Origin of the sequence: Streptomyces sp. Y7 (assembly GCF_043195415.1) — a bacterium.
Classification (GTDB): domain Bacteria; phylum Actinomycetota; class Actinomycetes; order Streptomycetales; family Streptomycetaceae; genus Streptomyces.
The window spans coordinates 1,210,503-1,224,645 of the sequence record NZ_JBIDDQ010000001.1; the positions used below are offsets into that span (position 1 = coordinate 1,210,503).

Below are 14,143 nucleotides of genomic sequence, written 5' to 3' on the forward strand. Positions count from 1 at the left end.
AGATTTGGCAACCGAGGTGTCATGATGGCCGGGTGAACGACTCCGCCAAGCCCCTCTCCCCCGACGACCTCGGCCACCGGGTCAGCGAGGTGTTCGACCTGATCGGCGCGCTCTACCGGCGCGGCCTGCGCAAGCTCGAACAGGGCGAGGAGGTCGAGGGGGTGTCCGTCGGCGTCCGCTCCGTGCTGGTACTGCTGCACCGGTACGGACCCATGACCGTCCCTCAGATGGGCCGCGTCATGACGCTGACCCGGCAGTTCGTGCAGCGCATGGTCAACGACGCGTTGACCAGGGGCTGGGCCGAGACCACCCCCAACCCCGCGCACCAGCGGTCCTCGCTGATCCGGATCACGGACGAGGGCGAGGCCGTCATCACCGCGATCCTCGCGCGCGAGCACGCCCTGAACCGGCAGGTCGGCGGCGAGCTGACCGAGGCCGAGCTCCAGGCGTGCGTGCGCGTGCTGAAGGAGATGCTGAAGACCTTCGACCACGTCGACGCGGACTGACCTACTCCCCCATCGCCAGCCCGTCGTCCGCGGCGCCCCGGCTCAGCACCACCTCGCGGATCCGGTCCCGCACGCCGGTCAGTTCGGCACCCTTGGCGATGGCCTCGTTGAGGTTGAGCACCCGGCCGGCGTCGATGTCGAACAGCTGCGGAACGAACTCCGCCTTCGACACCTCCCAGCGCTCACCGGCCCGGCCGGGCGGCTCGAAGCGGAAGCGGGCGAGGGTGGACTGGTTGCCGCGCGGGTCCTGCACGCCCTGCGAGTTGTACATCGGGCCGGCGACCTGGTCGCCCATGCCGTAGACCACCCAGGTGCCGTTCACCTTCTCGTACGCCTGCGGGACATGCGCGTGGGTGCCGAGGATCAGGTCGATGTCGGGGCGGTCGCCGGAGCGGGACGCGGTGAGCTCACGGGCCAGGTTCAGCTGGTCCTCGTCGGGCGCGTCCTGCCATTCGGTGCCCCAGTGCATCGACACGACCACCACGTCGGCGCCTCCCCTGCGGGCGGCGCGGGCGTCCTCGACGATCTTCTGCCGGTCGATCAGGTTGACCGCCCAGGGCTGCCCCGGCGGCAGCGGGAAGTCGTTGACGCCGTAGGTGTAGGCCAGGTGAGCGACCTTGGCGCGGCCCGCGCGCATGACGGACACGCTGCGCGCCTCGCCCGCGGTGCGGGCCGTGCCCGCGTGCCTCACCTTCGCCTGATCGAGGGCGTTCAGCGTGCGCAGGATGCCGGCGGCGCCGTCGTCGAGGCTGTGGTTGGAGGCCGTCGAACAGCCGTCGTAGCCGGCGAACGCGATACCCCGGGCCACCTCCGGCGGGGACTTGAAGAGGGGGTAGCCGGTGTACTGGCCGTCCTCGCCGTAGACGGTCTCCATGTGACACAGCGCCAGGTCGGCGCGGGAGACCACGGGTCGTACGCCGGCGAACATCGGGCGGAAGTCGTACCCCTTGCCGCCCGCGTCGAAGCGGGCGCGATCGATGATCGGGGTGTGCGGGAGGACGTCGCCGGAGGCGACGAGGGTGAAGCCGCGGGTGCCGGCGGAGGGGGCCGGGCGTCCTGCGACCTCGCGGTTGTGGGCCTGACAGGCGGCACCTGCGACAAGCACGGCCGTGGCGGCGATGGCCACAAGCCGACTGCGTGCGATCATCAGCTCACCCCTTGCGGTCGTATATACGCACCAAAATAGGTACGAAATAGAGCACGCTCGCAAACAATCCGACCGCTTCCGTTAGCCCGTCCGGACCGCCCCGGCTTGCGGAAGGGACCGTTCACCGAACCGTTCGCCGACGCGATCGACCGTCCGCCGCAGATCCGTGTGAGCGCCCTGTCCCCGCACTGCCGCCTGCGATGCCATACGGCCATGACGGCCGGAACCACCCTCACGAACGGGACGACCGCCGAGCACGAGCTCGCCGCACTGCAGCGGGAGCACGGCCGGCCCCTCTTCGCGCTCCTGCTCCGGCTCTGCGACGGCGACCGGCAGCGCGCCGAGGATCTCGTGCAGGAGACGCTGGTGCGCGCCTGGCAGCATCCCGAGGCCCTGCGCGCCGACGACTTCGACTCGGTGCGGCCCTGGCTGCTGACCGTCGGGCGACGCCTGGCGATCGACGCGCGGCGGGCGCGGCAGGCACGTCCGCCGGAGGTCGGCGACGCGATCCTGGAGAACGCGCGTGTGATCTCCGACCACGCCGAACGGGCCGCCGAGATGCTCGACGTCCGCGAGGCTGTGAAGACACTCACTCCCGAGCACCGTGAAGTCCTGGTGCTCGTGTACTTCCAAGGGGCGAGTGTTGCGGAGGCCGCGGAAACCCTCGGTATTCCGCCCGGTACGGTGAAGTCCCGCGCGTACTACGCACTGCGCGCACTGCGTCGGGTGCTTCCCGGATACGCGGCCGACCTGCGGTGAAACCGAAGGCTTAGTCAAACCTCCGTAAAGCGCCTTGCTGAACACCCCGGTTGAGTAATCGGCTGTCCTCATCCGTGTTCCGGATTGGGCAAGGGCCCAGGGCCCCGGGGTAGGGCGACGCACTCACCGGAGGAAGGCAGGAAGGGATGCTGCACAGAGGTCAGGAGAGCACGGACGGCACCGGTGGCGGTGAACTCACCGTCCCCATGGCGTGGTTGTACGCCGAGTACATCGCCGACGAGCTGCTGCGGACCGGCGATCTGATGCCGCCGACGTCCTTCGAGTTCCGCGCCGGGCGTGACGCCCTGGCGCTGACCATCTTCCTGTCCGACACCGACGGCGAGCTGTCCGGCATCCGGGTGGTCACCCAGCTGGAGACCTGGCTGTCGCTGACCGCCTACGACCAGCCGTGGCAGGAGTGGGTGCGCGAGCGCATGGCGGGTCTCGCGGCCGAGGCGGCCGATTCCGGCGGGCCCGCGCCCGACCTGGAACTCGCCGAGGCGGCCTGGCGCTGGCTCCAGGAGACCGAGCTGCTCGCGCCCGATCTCAACGCCGTGCCGGGCGGCGGTGGGCCGGTCGGAGAGGACGAGGGGCCGAAGGTGTGGACCCCGGCGTGGCAGCTCGGGCTGCCGCTCGGGCACCTCGCCATCCATCTTTTTTGAGAACTTCTCTCCGCGGACCAATCCTCGACGCCGACCGCTCCGAATCCCTTGGTTGCGATTCTCCAAGTGGCTTGAGTGATTCGACTGTCTGGTGCGTACCAGTGGGCGCAAGGAGTAACACACCCCACACCCAACGGCACGAGGATTCGGCATGAGGTCCCTGGAGAGGCATCGCGACGTCGCCGCGTACGCGCTCGGCGTGCTGAACGAGGCGGAGGCGTTCCGCTTCGAGGACCACCTCATGGAGTGCCCCCGCTGTGCGGCACACGTGACCGAGTTCGGGCCCGTCACCCGCCAGTTGATGTTGTACCGGCGGTCCACGCCCCCATTCGTGAGCCCTATGACCAAGCCGGGCCCGCAGATGCTGAACCGGCTGCTCGAAGCGGTGGCGGTCCGCCACCGCGCCCGGCGTCGGCGCACCCTGTACGCCGTGGCCGCCTCGGTCGTGATCGCCCTCGCCGCCCCCGGCGTCGCGGTCATGGCGGGCGGTGACGACAGATCCGTCCAGGTCGTCGCGGCGACCGACGAGCGGTCAGGGGTGTGGGCGCAGGTCACGACCGAGAACGAGATGTACGGCAGCCAGGTGGAGCTGAAGGTGAAGGACGGCGCGGGGCCGCGCCCCTGCCATCTGATCGCCATCGGCCGGGACGGCTCGCAGGAGACCGTGACGAGCTGGTCCGCGGCCCACCATGACGCCCGCGAGAACACCATGATGGGCTCGTCGGCGATGCACAGCGACGAGATCGCCCGCTACGAGGTGCGCACGGCCGACGGCGAGCATCTGGTGACGCTGCGCCCCCGCTAGGCGCTCCGCCGGATGAGCCGTGATCGCCCGTCGGCCGCCTGCGGCCCCGTCGTGGCCGGTCGCGCGGTTCCCCGCGCCCCCTGGCGGCGCTGCCGGACCGTGGTCACTTGAGCAGCCGCGACATCCTGCGGTCCGCGAGTGGCTTCCCGCCCGTCTGGCAGGTGGGGCAGTACTGGAGCGAGGAGTCGCTGAAGGAGACCTCGCGGATGGTGTCGCCGCAGACCGGGCAGGGCTCGCCGGTGCGGCCGTGGACGCGCAGGCCGCTCTTCTTCTCCGCCTTGAGCCGGCCGGCCGCCAACCCCCGCGAACGCTCGACCGCTTCGATGAGGGTCGTCCGCAGGGCCTCGTACAGCCGTGTCGTCTCCTGCGGGGTCAGTGTCGCCGCCAGCTTGAACGGGGACATCTTCGCCGCGTGCAGGATCTCGTCGCTGTAGGCGTTCCCGACCCCGGCGATGAGGCTCTGGTCGCGCAGGGCGCCCTTGATCTGGCGGCGCTCGTCCTTCAGCAGGGCCGCGAACCGTGCCTCGTCGAAGTCGTCGGCCAGGGGGTCGGGGCCGAGGCGGGCCACGCCCGGGACCTCCTGCGGGTCCCGCACGACGTACACGGCGAGGCGCTTCTGGGTGCCCGCCTCCGTCAGGTCGAAGCCGGCACCGGTCTCCAGGGCGACGCGCAGCGCGAGCGGGCCCTTGCCGGGACGGGGCATTCCGCTCGGGAGCCGGTCCTTCCACTGGAGCCAGCCCGCGCGGGCGAGGTGGGTCACCAGATGCGGGCCGTCGGCGGTCTCGAGGTCGAGGAACTTGCCGTACCGGCGCACGGCGGTGACCTCGTGGCCCTGGACCGAGGTGACGGGCGGGTCGTACGTCTTCAGGACGCTGATCGCGACGGGCAGCACGCGCACGATCTCGTGTCCGACCAGGTTCTCGGTCAGGAAGTCCTTGAGCGCTTCGACCTCGGGGAGTTCCGGCATACGTCCAGAGTGCCATCCGGCGCCGACCGCGCCAGGTGGTTCCCGCAGGTGCCTCAGGGCCGCTCCGGCACCACGAACTCGCACCAGACCGCCTTGCCGCCGCCCCGGGCCTCCACGCCCCACACGTCCGTGAGCAGGTCGACCAGGAGCAGCCCGCGGCCGGAGACACCCGACTCCCCCGCCTCGCGGCGGCGCGGCAGGGCGCTGGAGGAGTCCTCGACCTCGACGCGCAGGCGGCGGTCGGAGCCGGCGAGGACCCGCAGGGTCACCACGGCCGATCCCTCGGTGTGCATCAGGGCGTTGGTGATCAGCTCGTCGGCGACCAGCTCGATCTCGTCCGCCCGGTCGGCGGCGCCCCAGGCGCGCACGGCGGCGCGGATCATGTGCCGGGCGGCGGTGAGGGCCTCGGGGTCGCCGGGGGCCACGTGCTGCTGGAGCCGGCCGCCGGCCTGCGGGGCGTCCAGCACCCGGCGGCGCAGCAGGAGCAGGGCCACGTCGTCGTCGCCCCCGCGCTCCTCGGCCACGTCGATCAGGTGGTCCGCGAGATCACGCACGTCTTTCGGGCCGTTGGCGATGAGCGCGGTGAGCGTCTGCATGCCGTCGTCCAGGTCGGTGCCGGGCTGCTCGACCAGGCCGTCGGTGCACAGCAGCAGGGTGTGGTCGGAGTCCAGCTCGATCGTGCCGACGGGGTATTCGAGCTGCCCGAACTCCGCGGACAGGCCGAGCGGCAGCCCGCCCTCGACGGAGAACCGCCGGCAGCCTCCGCCGGGTTCGCGGACCAGCGGGTCGATGTGGCCGGCCCGCACCACCTGCACGACACCCGTGGACAGGTCGGCCTCCGCGTACAGGCAGGTCGCGAAGCGGTCGGTGTCCAGCTCGTGCAGGAACACCGAGGCGCGCGCCATCACGGTGGCCGGGGTGTGCCCCTCGGCGGCGTAGGCGCGCAGGACGATGCGCAGCTGGCCCATCACGGCAGCGGCGTGGGTGTCATGGCCCTGGACGTCGCCGATGACGGCGCCGACCCGGCCGCCGGGCAGCGGGATCAGGTCGTACCAGTCGCCGCCGATGTCCCGGCCCAGGGAGGCGGAGCGGTAGCGCACGGCGACGTCGGCGCCGGGCACGCTGGGGATGGTGCGCGGCAGCATGGCCTGCTGGAGGCCCGTGGCGAGATCCTTCTCCTGCTCGTAGAACATGGCCCGCTGGAGGCTCTGCGCGATGCTGCTGCCGAGCGCGACGAGCACGTTGCGGTCCTCGGCGGAGAAGCCCCGCCGGTCGTTGTAGAGCAGGCCGATCGCGCCGATGGGCCTGGCCTGGGCGATCAGCGGCATGTAGGCGGCGGACGTGATGTGCAGGTCGGTGATGTGCGGCCAGAGGATGGGATAGCTTTCCGCGAACTCCTCCGGCGACTCGATGAACCGCGGACTGAGGGTCCGTACGACCTCGCTCATCGGGTACTGCTCGTCTATTCGGGTGACCAGGGTGCCGGGCACGAAGCTGCCGGAGGGGCCCTCGGCGACCAGCCGGATCCGGCCGGCCTCGACCAGGCCCATGACGAGGCTGGTGGCGCCGAGGTGGGTGAGCCCGTGGGTGTCCTTGAGGACGTCGATGACGTCCTGGATGGTGCGCGCGTGGGCGAGGGCGGCCGTGGTGAGCTGGACGACGCTGGTCTGCTGGCGCCGCGCCTCGTCCTCGGCCGCCTCCTCGTGCCGCTGCTCGATCTCGGCGAGTTCGTCGGTGGCCACCCGCACGATGCCGACGATGCGGCGGGGACGGCCCGTCTCGTCGCGGCGGATGTAGCCCTGGGTGTGGGTCCAGCGCATGCTGCCGTCGCGGCAGCGGATGCGGAAGTAGGTGCCGTAGTTCTCGCTGCCGTCCTTCATGGCCTGGGAGACCAGACGGTCCAGCCGGTAGCCCTCCGGCGGCGGCACCCGGACCGCCAGGGTCGCGGGGTTGCCGTCGTATTCGTCGGGGCGCAGGTCGAAGACTTCGTGGGCCTGGGCGTCCATGTGGAACACAGCGTTGTCCAGGTCCCAGTCGAAGGTGCCCATGCGATTGAGCGCCAGGATCGGGTCCGGGTGGGCGGGCCAGTCGTCCGGGAGTGACAGGGCGCTCGCTCCCCGATCAACCATGGGGCCACCTTGCCAGGGTTTGTCCGATTCTTCGACTGGGGCGACGGAACGGGCCTCGCGCTGCGCGTGGTCCGTGCCGGGTGCCGGTCAGCCGTCGAAGACGTCCGTGGGGCTGCCGAAGATGCTGTCGGTCGCGCCGGGATCGTCGGGGATCAGCCCGCCGCCGTCCGGGGTGTCCGGACCGTCCGGGACGGCCTCGGGGCCGACCTCCTCCGAGGAGCCGGGGGAGGTCTCCGGCTCGGTGCGGGAGGCGGGGGCGCTGGGCTCGGCGGGCGCGCTGCGCGGGCCGCCCGGCTCGGCCGGCGAGGGCGGGACCGTGGGGGTGGCCGTGGGGGTGGCCGTGCCGGTGGGACAGCCTGCGGGGCGGCGGCCCGGGTCCGAGGGGGCCCTGGCCCGGATGTCGTCCGTGGCTCCGGGGCCGGCGGTGCGGTCCGGGGCCACACAGTCGTCGGGCGTCGCTCGCGGGGAGGCGGTCTCACCGGGCACCGAGGTGGCGCCGTCCGAGGGCGAGGTGGTGCCGCGGGACGGGGGCGCGCTCTCGTGCGGGGGCACGGCACTGTCCCGTCCGGGACGGTCATGCGGGTGCGTGTCCTGGTGCGGCGGTCTCGGCTTCGCCGGCGGTACGACGTGGTCGTGGTCGTGGCCCCGGTGGCCGACCGGCCGCTCGATCCAGGTGTTCTCGGTGACGTCGATGATCGTGATGTCGGTGATCACCTGGGTCGCGGGTGCCACCACGACCACCCGGCCGGGCCGGTACCCGGACCAGCCCCGGCCGCCGACACGGCTCTCGCCGCCGGTCCCGACGGGCGGGGCGAGCGGGTTGCCGCAGGCGCAGCGCACGCGGGGCACTCCGTGGTCGTCCACGAGGACGGCGGTGCCCGCCTGGAGGACGGACTGGTAGCCGGTGCCGGTCCCGTCGCGGAATCCGTGGTTGGTGACCCGGGTGTCCGCCCGCAGCACGACCGAGGTCAGGCCGCGCAGATAGCCGGGTATCGACGCCCGGGAGACACCGGCGGCCTGGGCGAAGACGCGGGCCCTGGCCCGGTCCGCGGCCAGGGCGTCGAGCTGCCGCTGCACGTCGCAGCTCCCGGCTCCGCGGGTGCCGCCGTACAAACCGGGCGTCTCGCCGGACAGGGACCGGGGCCCGGTGCGCGCCGACGGCGCCGGCTGCGACGTCCGGGTGAGCGGCGACGCGGCGGCCTCGGCGGTGGCCGAGGAGTCCGTGAAGGGGTCGGGGCCCCGGTCCGCCGCGGGCTGCAGGAAGAGTTCCCCGCTCGATGGCGTGCTCGTGTCGCTGCGGCCGCCGCAGCCGGCGGCGAGGAGTGCCGCCGAGAGCGCGCAGGCCGTGACGATGGTTCGGGTGGGTGTCCGCACCACGTCCTCCCGCCGGTCGTCGGGAAATTCGTCACCATTGTCTGCTTCACTCACATGGGTTACGCAAGCGGAGAAGTGGTATACGGAGAGTCACCTGAGTCGGGGTGGGGTGACAATGAGGAGAGGAGGCGAACGGCCGTGGACTGGTTCGTCGCGCCGGACTACTGGACGAGCCGGCTGGTCTTCCAGCGGGCCCTGGCCGGCGTGTACCTCGTCGCGTTCCTGACGGCGGCCCTCCAGTTCCGGGCGCTGATGGGCGAGCGGGGGATGCTGCCCGTGCCGCGCTTCGTCGCGCAGGTGCGTTTTCGGGCGGCCCCGAGCCTGTTCCAACTCCACTACTCGGACCGGTTCTTCGCCGGCTGTGCCTGGGCGGGCTGCGCGGTGTCGGCGGCGCTGCTGGCCGGGCTGGACTCGCTGGTGCCCCTGTGGGCCGCCATGCTGCTGTGGCTCGTCCCGTGGGCGCTGTACCTGTCGATCGTCAACGTCGGCCAGACCTGGTACTCGTTCGGCTGGGAGTCCCTGTTGCTGGAGGTCGGCTTCCTCGCCGTGCTGCTCGGCAACGACGAGGTGGCGCCGCCGGTCGTGGTGCTGTTCCTGCTGCGGTGGATCCTGTTCCGCGTCGAGTTCGGCGCGGGCCTGATCAAGATGCGCGGCGACGCGTGCTGGCGGAAGCTGACCTGCCTGGACCACCATCACGAGACGCAGCCGATGCCGGGACCGCTGAGCTGGTTCTTCCACCGTCTGCCGAAGCCCGTGCACCGTGTCGAGGTGGCCGCCAACCACTTCACCCAACTCGTCGTGCCCGTGCTCCTCTTCACCCCGCAGCCGATCGCGACGGCCGCCGCCGCCTTGATGATCCTCACCCAGCTGTGGCTGGTCCTGTCGGGGAACTTCTCCTGGCTGAACTGGATCACGATCGTGCTGGCCCTGTCGGCGCTCGGCCTCCCGAGTGATCCGCCGTCCGTGCCGGACGCGCCGCTGTGGTACGAGGTCGTCGTGCTGGCGGTCGCCGCGCTGCTGCTGTTCCTGAGCTACCACCCGGTCGCGAACATGATCTCCCGGCGCCAGATCATGAACCGCTCCTTCGACCCCCTCCACCTGGTCAACACCTACGGCGCGTTCGGCAGCGTCAGCCGGATCCGCTACGAGGTCGTCATCGAGGGCACCGCCGACGACGTGCCGCGTGAGGAATCGGAGTGGCGGGAGTACGAGTTCAAGGGCAAGCCGGGCGATCCCCGCCGCTGGCCCCGGCAGTTCGCGCCGTACCATCTGCGGCTGGACTGGCTGATGTGGTTCGCCGCGCTGTCGCCCGCTTATGCCGGCCAGTGGTTCGGCGCCCTGGTGGAGCGGCTCCTGGAGAACGACCGCGACACCCTGAAACTGCTGCGGCGCTCGCCGTTCCCACCCGACGCCCCACCCCGCCACGTCCGCGCCCGCCTCTTCCGCTACCGGTACACGACCTGGCGGGAACTGCGGGAGACCGGCGCGTGCTGGGAGCGCACCTATGTGCGGGAGTATCTCCCGCCGACCAGGCTGGCCGGGGTGACTCAGAGGCCGTAGACCCGGGTGGCGGTCGCCTGGAGGATCTGCTCGCGCTCGCCCTCCGCGATCAGCTCCAGGGTCGTGGCGAGGACCTGACCGTACGACGCCGCCAGGGTGCACACCGGCCAGTCCGAGCCGAACATCAGGCGCGCCGGGCCGAAGGCGTCCAGCACCGTGTCGGCGTACGGGCGCAGGTCCGCCACGGTCCAGGCGGCGATGTCGGCCTCGGTGACCATGCCGGAGAGTTTGCAGACGGTGTTGGGGAGTGCGGCGAGGGCGCGGACGTCACGGGTCCAGGGTTCGAGGGCGCCGGAGGCGATCGGCGGCTTGCCCAGGTGGTCCAGGACGAAGGTGAGTCCGGGGAGGTCCGCGGCGGCCTCGGCGCAGGCGGGGAGCTGGTGGGGCAGCACGACGAGGTCGTAGACCAGGCCCGCTTCCGCCACGGCCGACAGTCCGCGCCGTACGTCCGCGCGCAGCAGCCACCGAGGGTCCGCCTCGCCCTGGACCTGGTGGCGGATGCCCTTGAGATACCGGCCGCCGGGCAGCTCCCGCAGCCGGGCCAGCTCCTCGGCGACGTCGGGGCGGGTGAGGTCGGTCCAGCCGACGACGCCTGCGATCAGCTCGTGCTCGGCGGCGAGCGCCAGGAACTCCGGGGTCTCCTCGGGCACGGTGATCGTCTGGACCAGGACGGTCCGGCCGACTCCGGCGGCCCGTGCCTCGGGGGCCAGGTCGCCGACGGTGAAGTTCCTCCTGAGCGGCCGCAGTTCGGGTCCGGTGATCCAGTCCTGGTCCCGCACCGACAGGTCCCACACGTGATGGTGGGCGTCGACGACGGTCACGGCAGCTCCCACACGACGGGCAGTCCGGCGTCCGCGCCCTCGTCGGAGTAGTCGTGCACCACGTCGAGCAGCTCGACCATGCGGGCCTGCCAGGCCACGTTGACCGGGAGCTGCTCCAGTTCGGCGAGGAGCCGGGCGTAGTCCTCGCAGTCGAGGACGTGGAAGAGGTCGGTGCCGCTGCGCCAGATCGTCCAGGAGGTGGCGCCGGCGGCCCGGATCGCGTCGGTCAGCTCCTCGGGGACCTCGCGATGGGCTGCCTCGTAGTCGGCGATGCGGTCCGCGCGGACCTTGGTGTGCAGGGCGACTCTCATCATGTCTCCTTGTCGGAGAGCAGGCCGGACTCCAGCAGTTCCTGCCAGAACGCCATCGGCACGTCGGTCCCGAACTGCTCGGCGCAGTCGCGGACTTCGGCGGCCGAACGGACGCCCACGAGGACGCTCGCGACGGCCGGATGGGCGGCGCAGAAGGCGAGGGCGGCGGCCCGCAGGGTGATGCCGTGGCGGTCGGCGAGGGACTTCATGCGCAGCGCGCGGTCCAGCAGCTTCTCGGGCGCTCGGGTGTAGTCGTAGGTCGCGTCCGGTCGCGGGTCGGCCAGCAGACCGGAGTTGAAGGCACCGCCGACGACGACCGACGTGTGGCACTCGACAGCCACGGGCAGCAGGTCGTCGAGCGCGCTCTGGTCCAGCAGCGTGTAGCGGCCGGCGCACAGCACCACGTCGACGTCGGTGTCGGTGACGAAGCGCGTGAGCATCCCGGCCTGGTTCATCCCGACGCCGATCGCGCCGACCACACCCTCGGAGCGCAGCTTCTCCAGCGCCGGATAGCCCTCGCGGAAGGCCTGTTCGGCATGGTCGTCGGGGTCGTGGAGGTAGACGACGTCGACGCGGTCCAGGCCCAGCCGGTCCAGACTGGCGTCGAGGGTGCGTCGTACGCCGTCCGCGCTGAAGTCCCAGACGCGGCGCAGGTCGGCGGGGACGGCGAAGCCGTTGGCCAGGTCGTCGCCCGTGGCGTCCGCGACCGGCTCCAGCCGGCGGCCGACCTTGGTCGAGACGGTGTAGGTCTCGCGCGGGTGCTCCCGCAGCGCGGCGCCGAGGCGCCGTTCGGACAGGCCGAGGCCGTAGTGCGGGGCCGTGTCGAAGTAGCGGATGCCCGCGTCCCAGGCGGCGGCCACGGCCTGATGCGCCTGTTCCTCGCCGACCTCGGTGTACAGGTTGCCGATGGCGGCGCCGCCGAAGGCCAGCGGGCTGACCTCGACGTCGGTGCGGCCGAGCCGGTTCACCGGCCCACCGGCCGAAGGCGCAGCCCCTGCATGCCGCCGTCGACGGCGAGGGCGGTGCCGGTGGTGGCGCCGGAGAGCGGGCTCGCGAGGTAGACGACGGCTCCGGCGACCTCGTCGGCGGACACGAGGCGGCCGGTGGGCTGGCGGGCCTCCAGCGCGGCGCGTTCGGCGGCCGGGTCGGGAGCGCTCGACAGCAGTCGTCCGACCCAGGGGGTGTCCACCGTGCCGGGGTTGACGCAGTTGACCCGGATGCCCTCGCGGACGTGGTCGGCGGCCATGGCGAGGGTCAGCGAGTACACGGCGCCCTTGGTCGCGCTGTAGAGCGCCCGCTGCGGCAGTCCCGCCGTGGCCGCGATGGAGCAGGTGTTGACGACGGCGGCGTGCGCCGACCGGCGCAGATGCGGCAGCGCGGCGCGGGCCACCCGCACCATGCCGATGACGTTGACGTCCATGACCCGGTGCCACTCGGCGTCGTCGTTGTCCTCGACGGTCCCCTGGGCGCCGATCCCGGCGTTGTTGACCAGCACGTCCAGTCCGCCGAGCCCGGCCACGGCGGCCGCCACGGCCTCGCGCACGGAGGCGTCGTCGGTGACGTCGGCGCGGAAGGCGAGCAGGGGCTTGTCGACGGAGGACGGGTCGAGGTCGAGGACGGCGACCCGGGCGCCGCGCGCGGCGAGGAGTTCGGCCGTGGCCCGGCCGATGCCGGAGGCGCCTCCCGTCACCAGCGCCTTGAGACCGTCGAAGTCGCTCATGCCGCGTGCCCCTTCTTCTCAGCGCGGTCGGCGGCCCAGAAGGCGCCGTCCGGGAACGTGTACCGCGCCATCGAGTCGGGCCGCATGGCGGCCGAGAAGCCCGGCGCGGTGGGTGCCGTGTAGTGACCTTCCCTGATCACCACCGGGTCGAGGAAGTGGTCGTGCAGATGGTCGACGTACTCGATGACCCGGTCCTCGGTGGTGCCGGTGACCGCCACGTAGTCGAACATCGACAGGTGCTGGACGAGTTCGCACAGCCCGACACCGCCCGCGTGCGGGCAGACCGGTACCCCGAACTTGGCGGCGAGCAGCAGGATGGCGAGGTTCTCGTTGACGCCGCCGACGCGGGCCGCGTCGATCTGGAGCACGTCGAGGGCGCCGGCCTGCAGGAGCTGCTTGAAGACGACCCGGTTCTGCACATGCTCGCCGGTGGCGACCTTCACGGGGGCGACGGCCTCGCGGATGGCCGCGTGGCCGAGGACGTCGTCGGGGCTGGTGGGCTCCTCGATCCAGTACGGGTCGAACTCGGCGAGCGCCTTGGTCCAGCGGATCGCCTCGGCCACGTCCCAGCGCTGGTTGGCGTCGATCGCCATGCGGATGCCGGGTCCGACGACCTCGCGGGCGACGCGGCAGCGCCGTACGTCGTCCTCCAGGTCCGCGCCGACCTTCAGCTTGATCTGGCGAAAGCCGTCGGCGACGGCCTCGGCGGCGAGCCGGCCGAGCTTGTCGTCGTCGTAGCCGAGCCAGCCGGCGGAGGTGGTGTAGGCGGGGTAGCCCTGCTCCAGCAGCCGGGCCGTGCGTTCCGGCGCGCCCTCGCGGCCGCGGCGCAGCAGGGCGAGGGCCTCCTCGGGTGTGAGCGCGTCGGTGATGTACCGGAAGTCGATCTGCCGGACGATCCACTCCGGTTCGGCGTCGGCGAGGAACCGCCACACGGGCTTGCCCGCGCGCTTGGCGGCGAGGTCCCACACGGCGTTCATGACGGCGCCGATCGCCATGTGCATCACGCCCTTCTCGGGGCCGAGCCAGCGCAGCTGGCTGTCGCCGATCAGGTCGCGGTTGAGACTCCCCGGGTCGGCGCACAGCTCGTCGACGGGCCGGCCCACGACGTGGCCGCGCAGCGCCTCGATCGCGGCCACCTGGATCTCGTTGCCCCGCCCGATGGTGAAGGTGAATCCGTGCCCCTCGTGGCCGTCCGCCGCGTCGGTGCGCAGCACGACGTACGCGGCCGAGTAGTCGGGGTCCGGGTTCATCGCGTCGGAGCCGTCGAGCTCGCGCGAGGTGGGGAAGCGGATGTCATAGGTGTCGACCGCGGTGACGCGGGTGGGGGTGCCGGGGGCCTGGGACACTGAAGTCCTTTCCGTCGAGGGGCGGTGGGCAGCCGT

General features: G+C 72.0%; 14 protein-coding genes. 5 read left to right on the plus strand and 9 right to left on the minus strand.

Translation table 11 applies throughout. The features are described 5' to 3' along the window. The first annotated feature begins 32 nt into the window (after nt 1-32). The gene (locus tag ACGFW6_RS05270; RefSeq protein ID WP_393504814.1) at nt 33-506 is read left to right on the plus strand and encodes a MarR family winged helix-turn-helix transcriptional regulator; all 474 of its coding nucleotides are present in this window, start codon (nt 33-35) and stop codon (nt 504-506) included. Nucleotide 507: 1 nt separating this feature from the next. On the opposite strand, the gene ACGFW6_RS05275 is transcribed toward ACGFW6_RS05270, so the two are convergent. Next, entirely contained in the window at nt 508-1,653 is a 1,146-nt protein-coding gene (locus ACGFW6_RS05275) for a CapA family protein (protein ID WP_393504816.1), read from the minus strand. A 213-nt stretch (nt 1,654-1,866) separates the two neighbouring features. Between ACGFW6_RS05275 and ACGFW6_RS05280 the strand changes: the two genes are divergently transcribed. From ACGFW6_RS05280 to ACGFW6_RS05290, 3 genes are all read left to right on the plus strand, one after another. Then, a complete protein-coding gene (locus tag ACGFW6_RS05280) occupies nt 1,867-2,412 on the plus strand; it encodes a sigma-70 family RNA polymerase sigma factor (protein ID WP_030952315.1) in 546 nt (181 codons plus the stop codon). A 146-nt stretch (nt 2,413-2,558) separates the two neighbouring features. Continuing rightward, a complete protein-coding gene (locus ACGFW6_RS05285; protein WP_393504818.1) occupies nt 2,559-3,074 on the plus strand; it encodes a hypothetical protein in 516 nt (171 codons plus the stop codon). A 151-nt stretch (nt 3,075-3,225) separates the two neighbouring features. Next, nucleotides 3,226-3,879: a zf-HC2 domain-containing protein gene (locus ACGFW6_RS05290; protein ID WP_393504820.1), complete on the plus strand. Its 654-nt coding sequence runs from the start codon at nt 3,226-3,228 to the stop codon at nt 3,877-3,879. Nucleotides 3,880-3,982: 103 nt separating this feature from the next. Here ACGFW6_RS05290 and ACGFW6_RS05295 read toward each other — a convergent pair whose 3' ends face one another. The 3 genes from ACGFW6_RS05295 to ACGFW6_RS05305 all read right to left on the minus strand — a co-directional run bounded on the left by ACGFW6_RS05295 (nt 3,983) and on the right by ACGFW6_RS05305 (nt 8,403). Continuing rightward, the gene (locus ACGFW6_RS05295; protein ID WP_393504822.1) at nt 3,983-4,846 is read right to left on the minus strand and encodes an Fpg/Nei family DNA glycosylase; all 864 of its coding nucleotides are present in this window, start codon (nt 4,844-4,846) and stop codon (nt 3,983-3,985) included. Between the two features lie 53 nt (nt 4,847-4,899). After that, nucleotides 4,900-6,975 (minus strand): SpoIIE family protein phosphatase, encoded by a 2,076-nt coding sequence (locus ACGFW6_RS05300; RefSeq protein WP_393504824.1) that lies wholly within the window; start codon nt 6,973-6,975, stop codon nt 4,900-4,902. 87 nt (nt 6,976-7,062) lie between these two features. Next, the gene (locus tag ACGFW6_RS05305) at nt 7,063-8,403 is read right to left on the minus strand and encodes a DUF6777 domain-containing protein (protein ID WP_393504826.1); all 1,341 of its coding nucleotides are present in this window, start codon (nt 8,401-8,403) and stop codon (nt 7,063-7,065) included. 84 nt (nt 8,404-8,487) lie between these two features. On the opposite strand from ACGFW6_RS05305, the gene ACGFW6_RS05310 reads away from it, so the two are divergent. Further along, nucleotides 8,488-9,909 (plus strand): lipase maturation factor family protein, encoded by a 1,422-nt coding sequence (locus tag ACGFW6_RS05310; protein WP_393504827.1) that lies wholly within the window; start codon nt 8,488-8,490, stop codon nt 9,907-9,909. On the opposite strand, the gene ACGFW6_RS05315 is transcribed toward ACGFW6_RS05310, so the two are convergent. The 5 genes from ACGFW6_RS05315 to ACGFW6_RS05335 are packed head-to-tail and all read right to left on the minus strand — an operon-like array spanning nt 9,897 to nt 14,107. Further along, nucleotides 9,897-10,730, minus strand: coding sequence for an amidohydrolase family protein (locus ACGFW6_RS05315; protein WP_393504829.1), 834 nt, complete (start codon nt 10,728-10,730; stop codon nt 9,897-9,899). The genes ACGFW6_RS05310 and ACGFW6_RS05315 overlap by 13 nt on opposite strands. Next, on the minus strand, nt 10,727-11,041 hold the full coding sequence (locus tag ACGFW6_RS05320) for an L-rhamnose mutarotase (RefSeq protein WP_393505105.1): 315 nt from the start codon (nt 11,039-11,041) through the stop codon (nt 10,727-10,729). The genes ACGFW6_RS05315 and ACGFW6_RS05320 overlap by 4 nt, the downstream gene beginning before the upstream one ends. Continuing rightward, nucleotides 11,041-12,009, minus strand: a complete 969-nt coding sequence (locus tag ACGFW6_RS05325; protein ID WP_393504831.1) for an aldo/keto reductase — start codon at nt 12,007-12,009, stop codon at nt 11,041-11,043. The genes ACGFW6_RS05320 and ACGFW6_RS05325 overlap by 1 nt, the downstream gene beginning before the upstream one ends. After that, complete coding sequence (locus ACGFW6_RS05330) at nt 12,006-12,761, minus strand: SDR family NAD(P)-dependent oxidoreductase (RefSeq protein WP_393504833.1); 756 nt, start codon at nt 12,759-12,761, stop codon at nt 12,006-12,008. Before ACGFW6_RS05330 ends, ACGFW6_RS05325 begins: the two co-directional genes overlap by 4 nt. After that, nucleotides 12,758-14,107 (minus strand): L-fuconate dehydratase, encoded by a 1,350-nt coding sequence (locus ACGFW6_RS05335; RefSeq protein WP_393504835.1) that lies wholly within the window; start codon nt 14,105-14,107, stop codon nt 12,758-12,760. The genes ACGFW6_RS05330 and ACGFW6_RS05335 overlap by 4 nt, the downstream gene beginning before the upstream one ends. Nucleotides 14,108-14,143 lie beyond the last annotated feature (36 nt).

What these genes read in the sequence shown, in the direction of transcription:
- ACGFW6_RS05275 (WP_393504816.1), bottom strand. Translation starts at nt 1,653, where the DNA reads ATGATCGCACGCAGTCGGCTTGTGGCCATCGCCGCCACGGCCGTGCTT.
- ACGFW6_RS05285 (WP_393504818.1), top strand. Translation starts at nt 2,559, where the DNA reads ATGCTGCACAGAGGTCAGGAGAGCACGGACGGCACCGGTGGCGGTGAA.
- ACGFW6_RS05320 (WP_393505105.1), bottom strand. Translation starts at nt 11,041, where the DNA reads ATGAGAGTCGCCCTGCACACCAAGGTCCGCGCGGACCGCATCGCCGAC.
- ACGFW6_RS05300 (WP_393504824.1), bottom strand. Translation starts at nt 6,975, where the DNA reads ATGGTTGATCGGGGAGCGAGCGCCCTGTCACTCCCGGACGACTGGCCC.
- ACGFW6_RS05330 (WP_393504833.1), bottom strand. Translation starts at nt 12,761, where the DNA reads ATGAGCGACTTCGACGGTCTCAAGGCGCTGGTGACGGGAGGCGCCTCC.
- ACGFW6_RS05295 (WP_393504822.1), bottom strand. Translation starts at nt 4,846, where the DNA reads ATGCCGGAACTCCCCGAGGTCGAAGCGCTCAAGGACTTCCTGACCGAG.
- ACGFW6_RS05280 (WP_030952315.1), top strand. Translation starts at nt 1,867, where the DNA reads ATGACGGCCGGAACCACCCTCACGAACGGGACGACCGCCGAGCACGAG.
- ACGFW6_RS05290 (WP_393504820.1), top strand. Translation starts at nt 3,226, where the DNA reads ATGAGGTCCCTGGAGAGGCATCGCGACGTCGCCGCGTACGCGCTCGGC.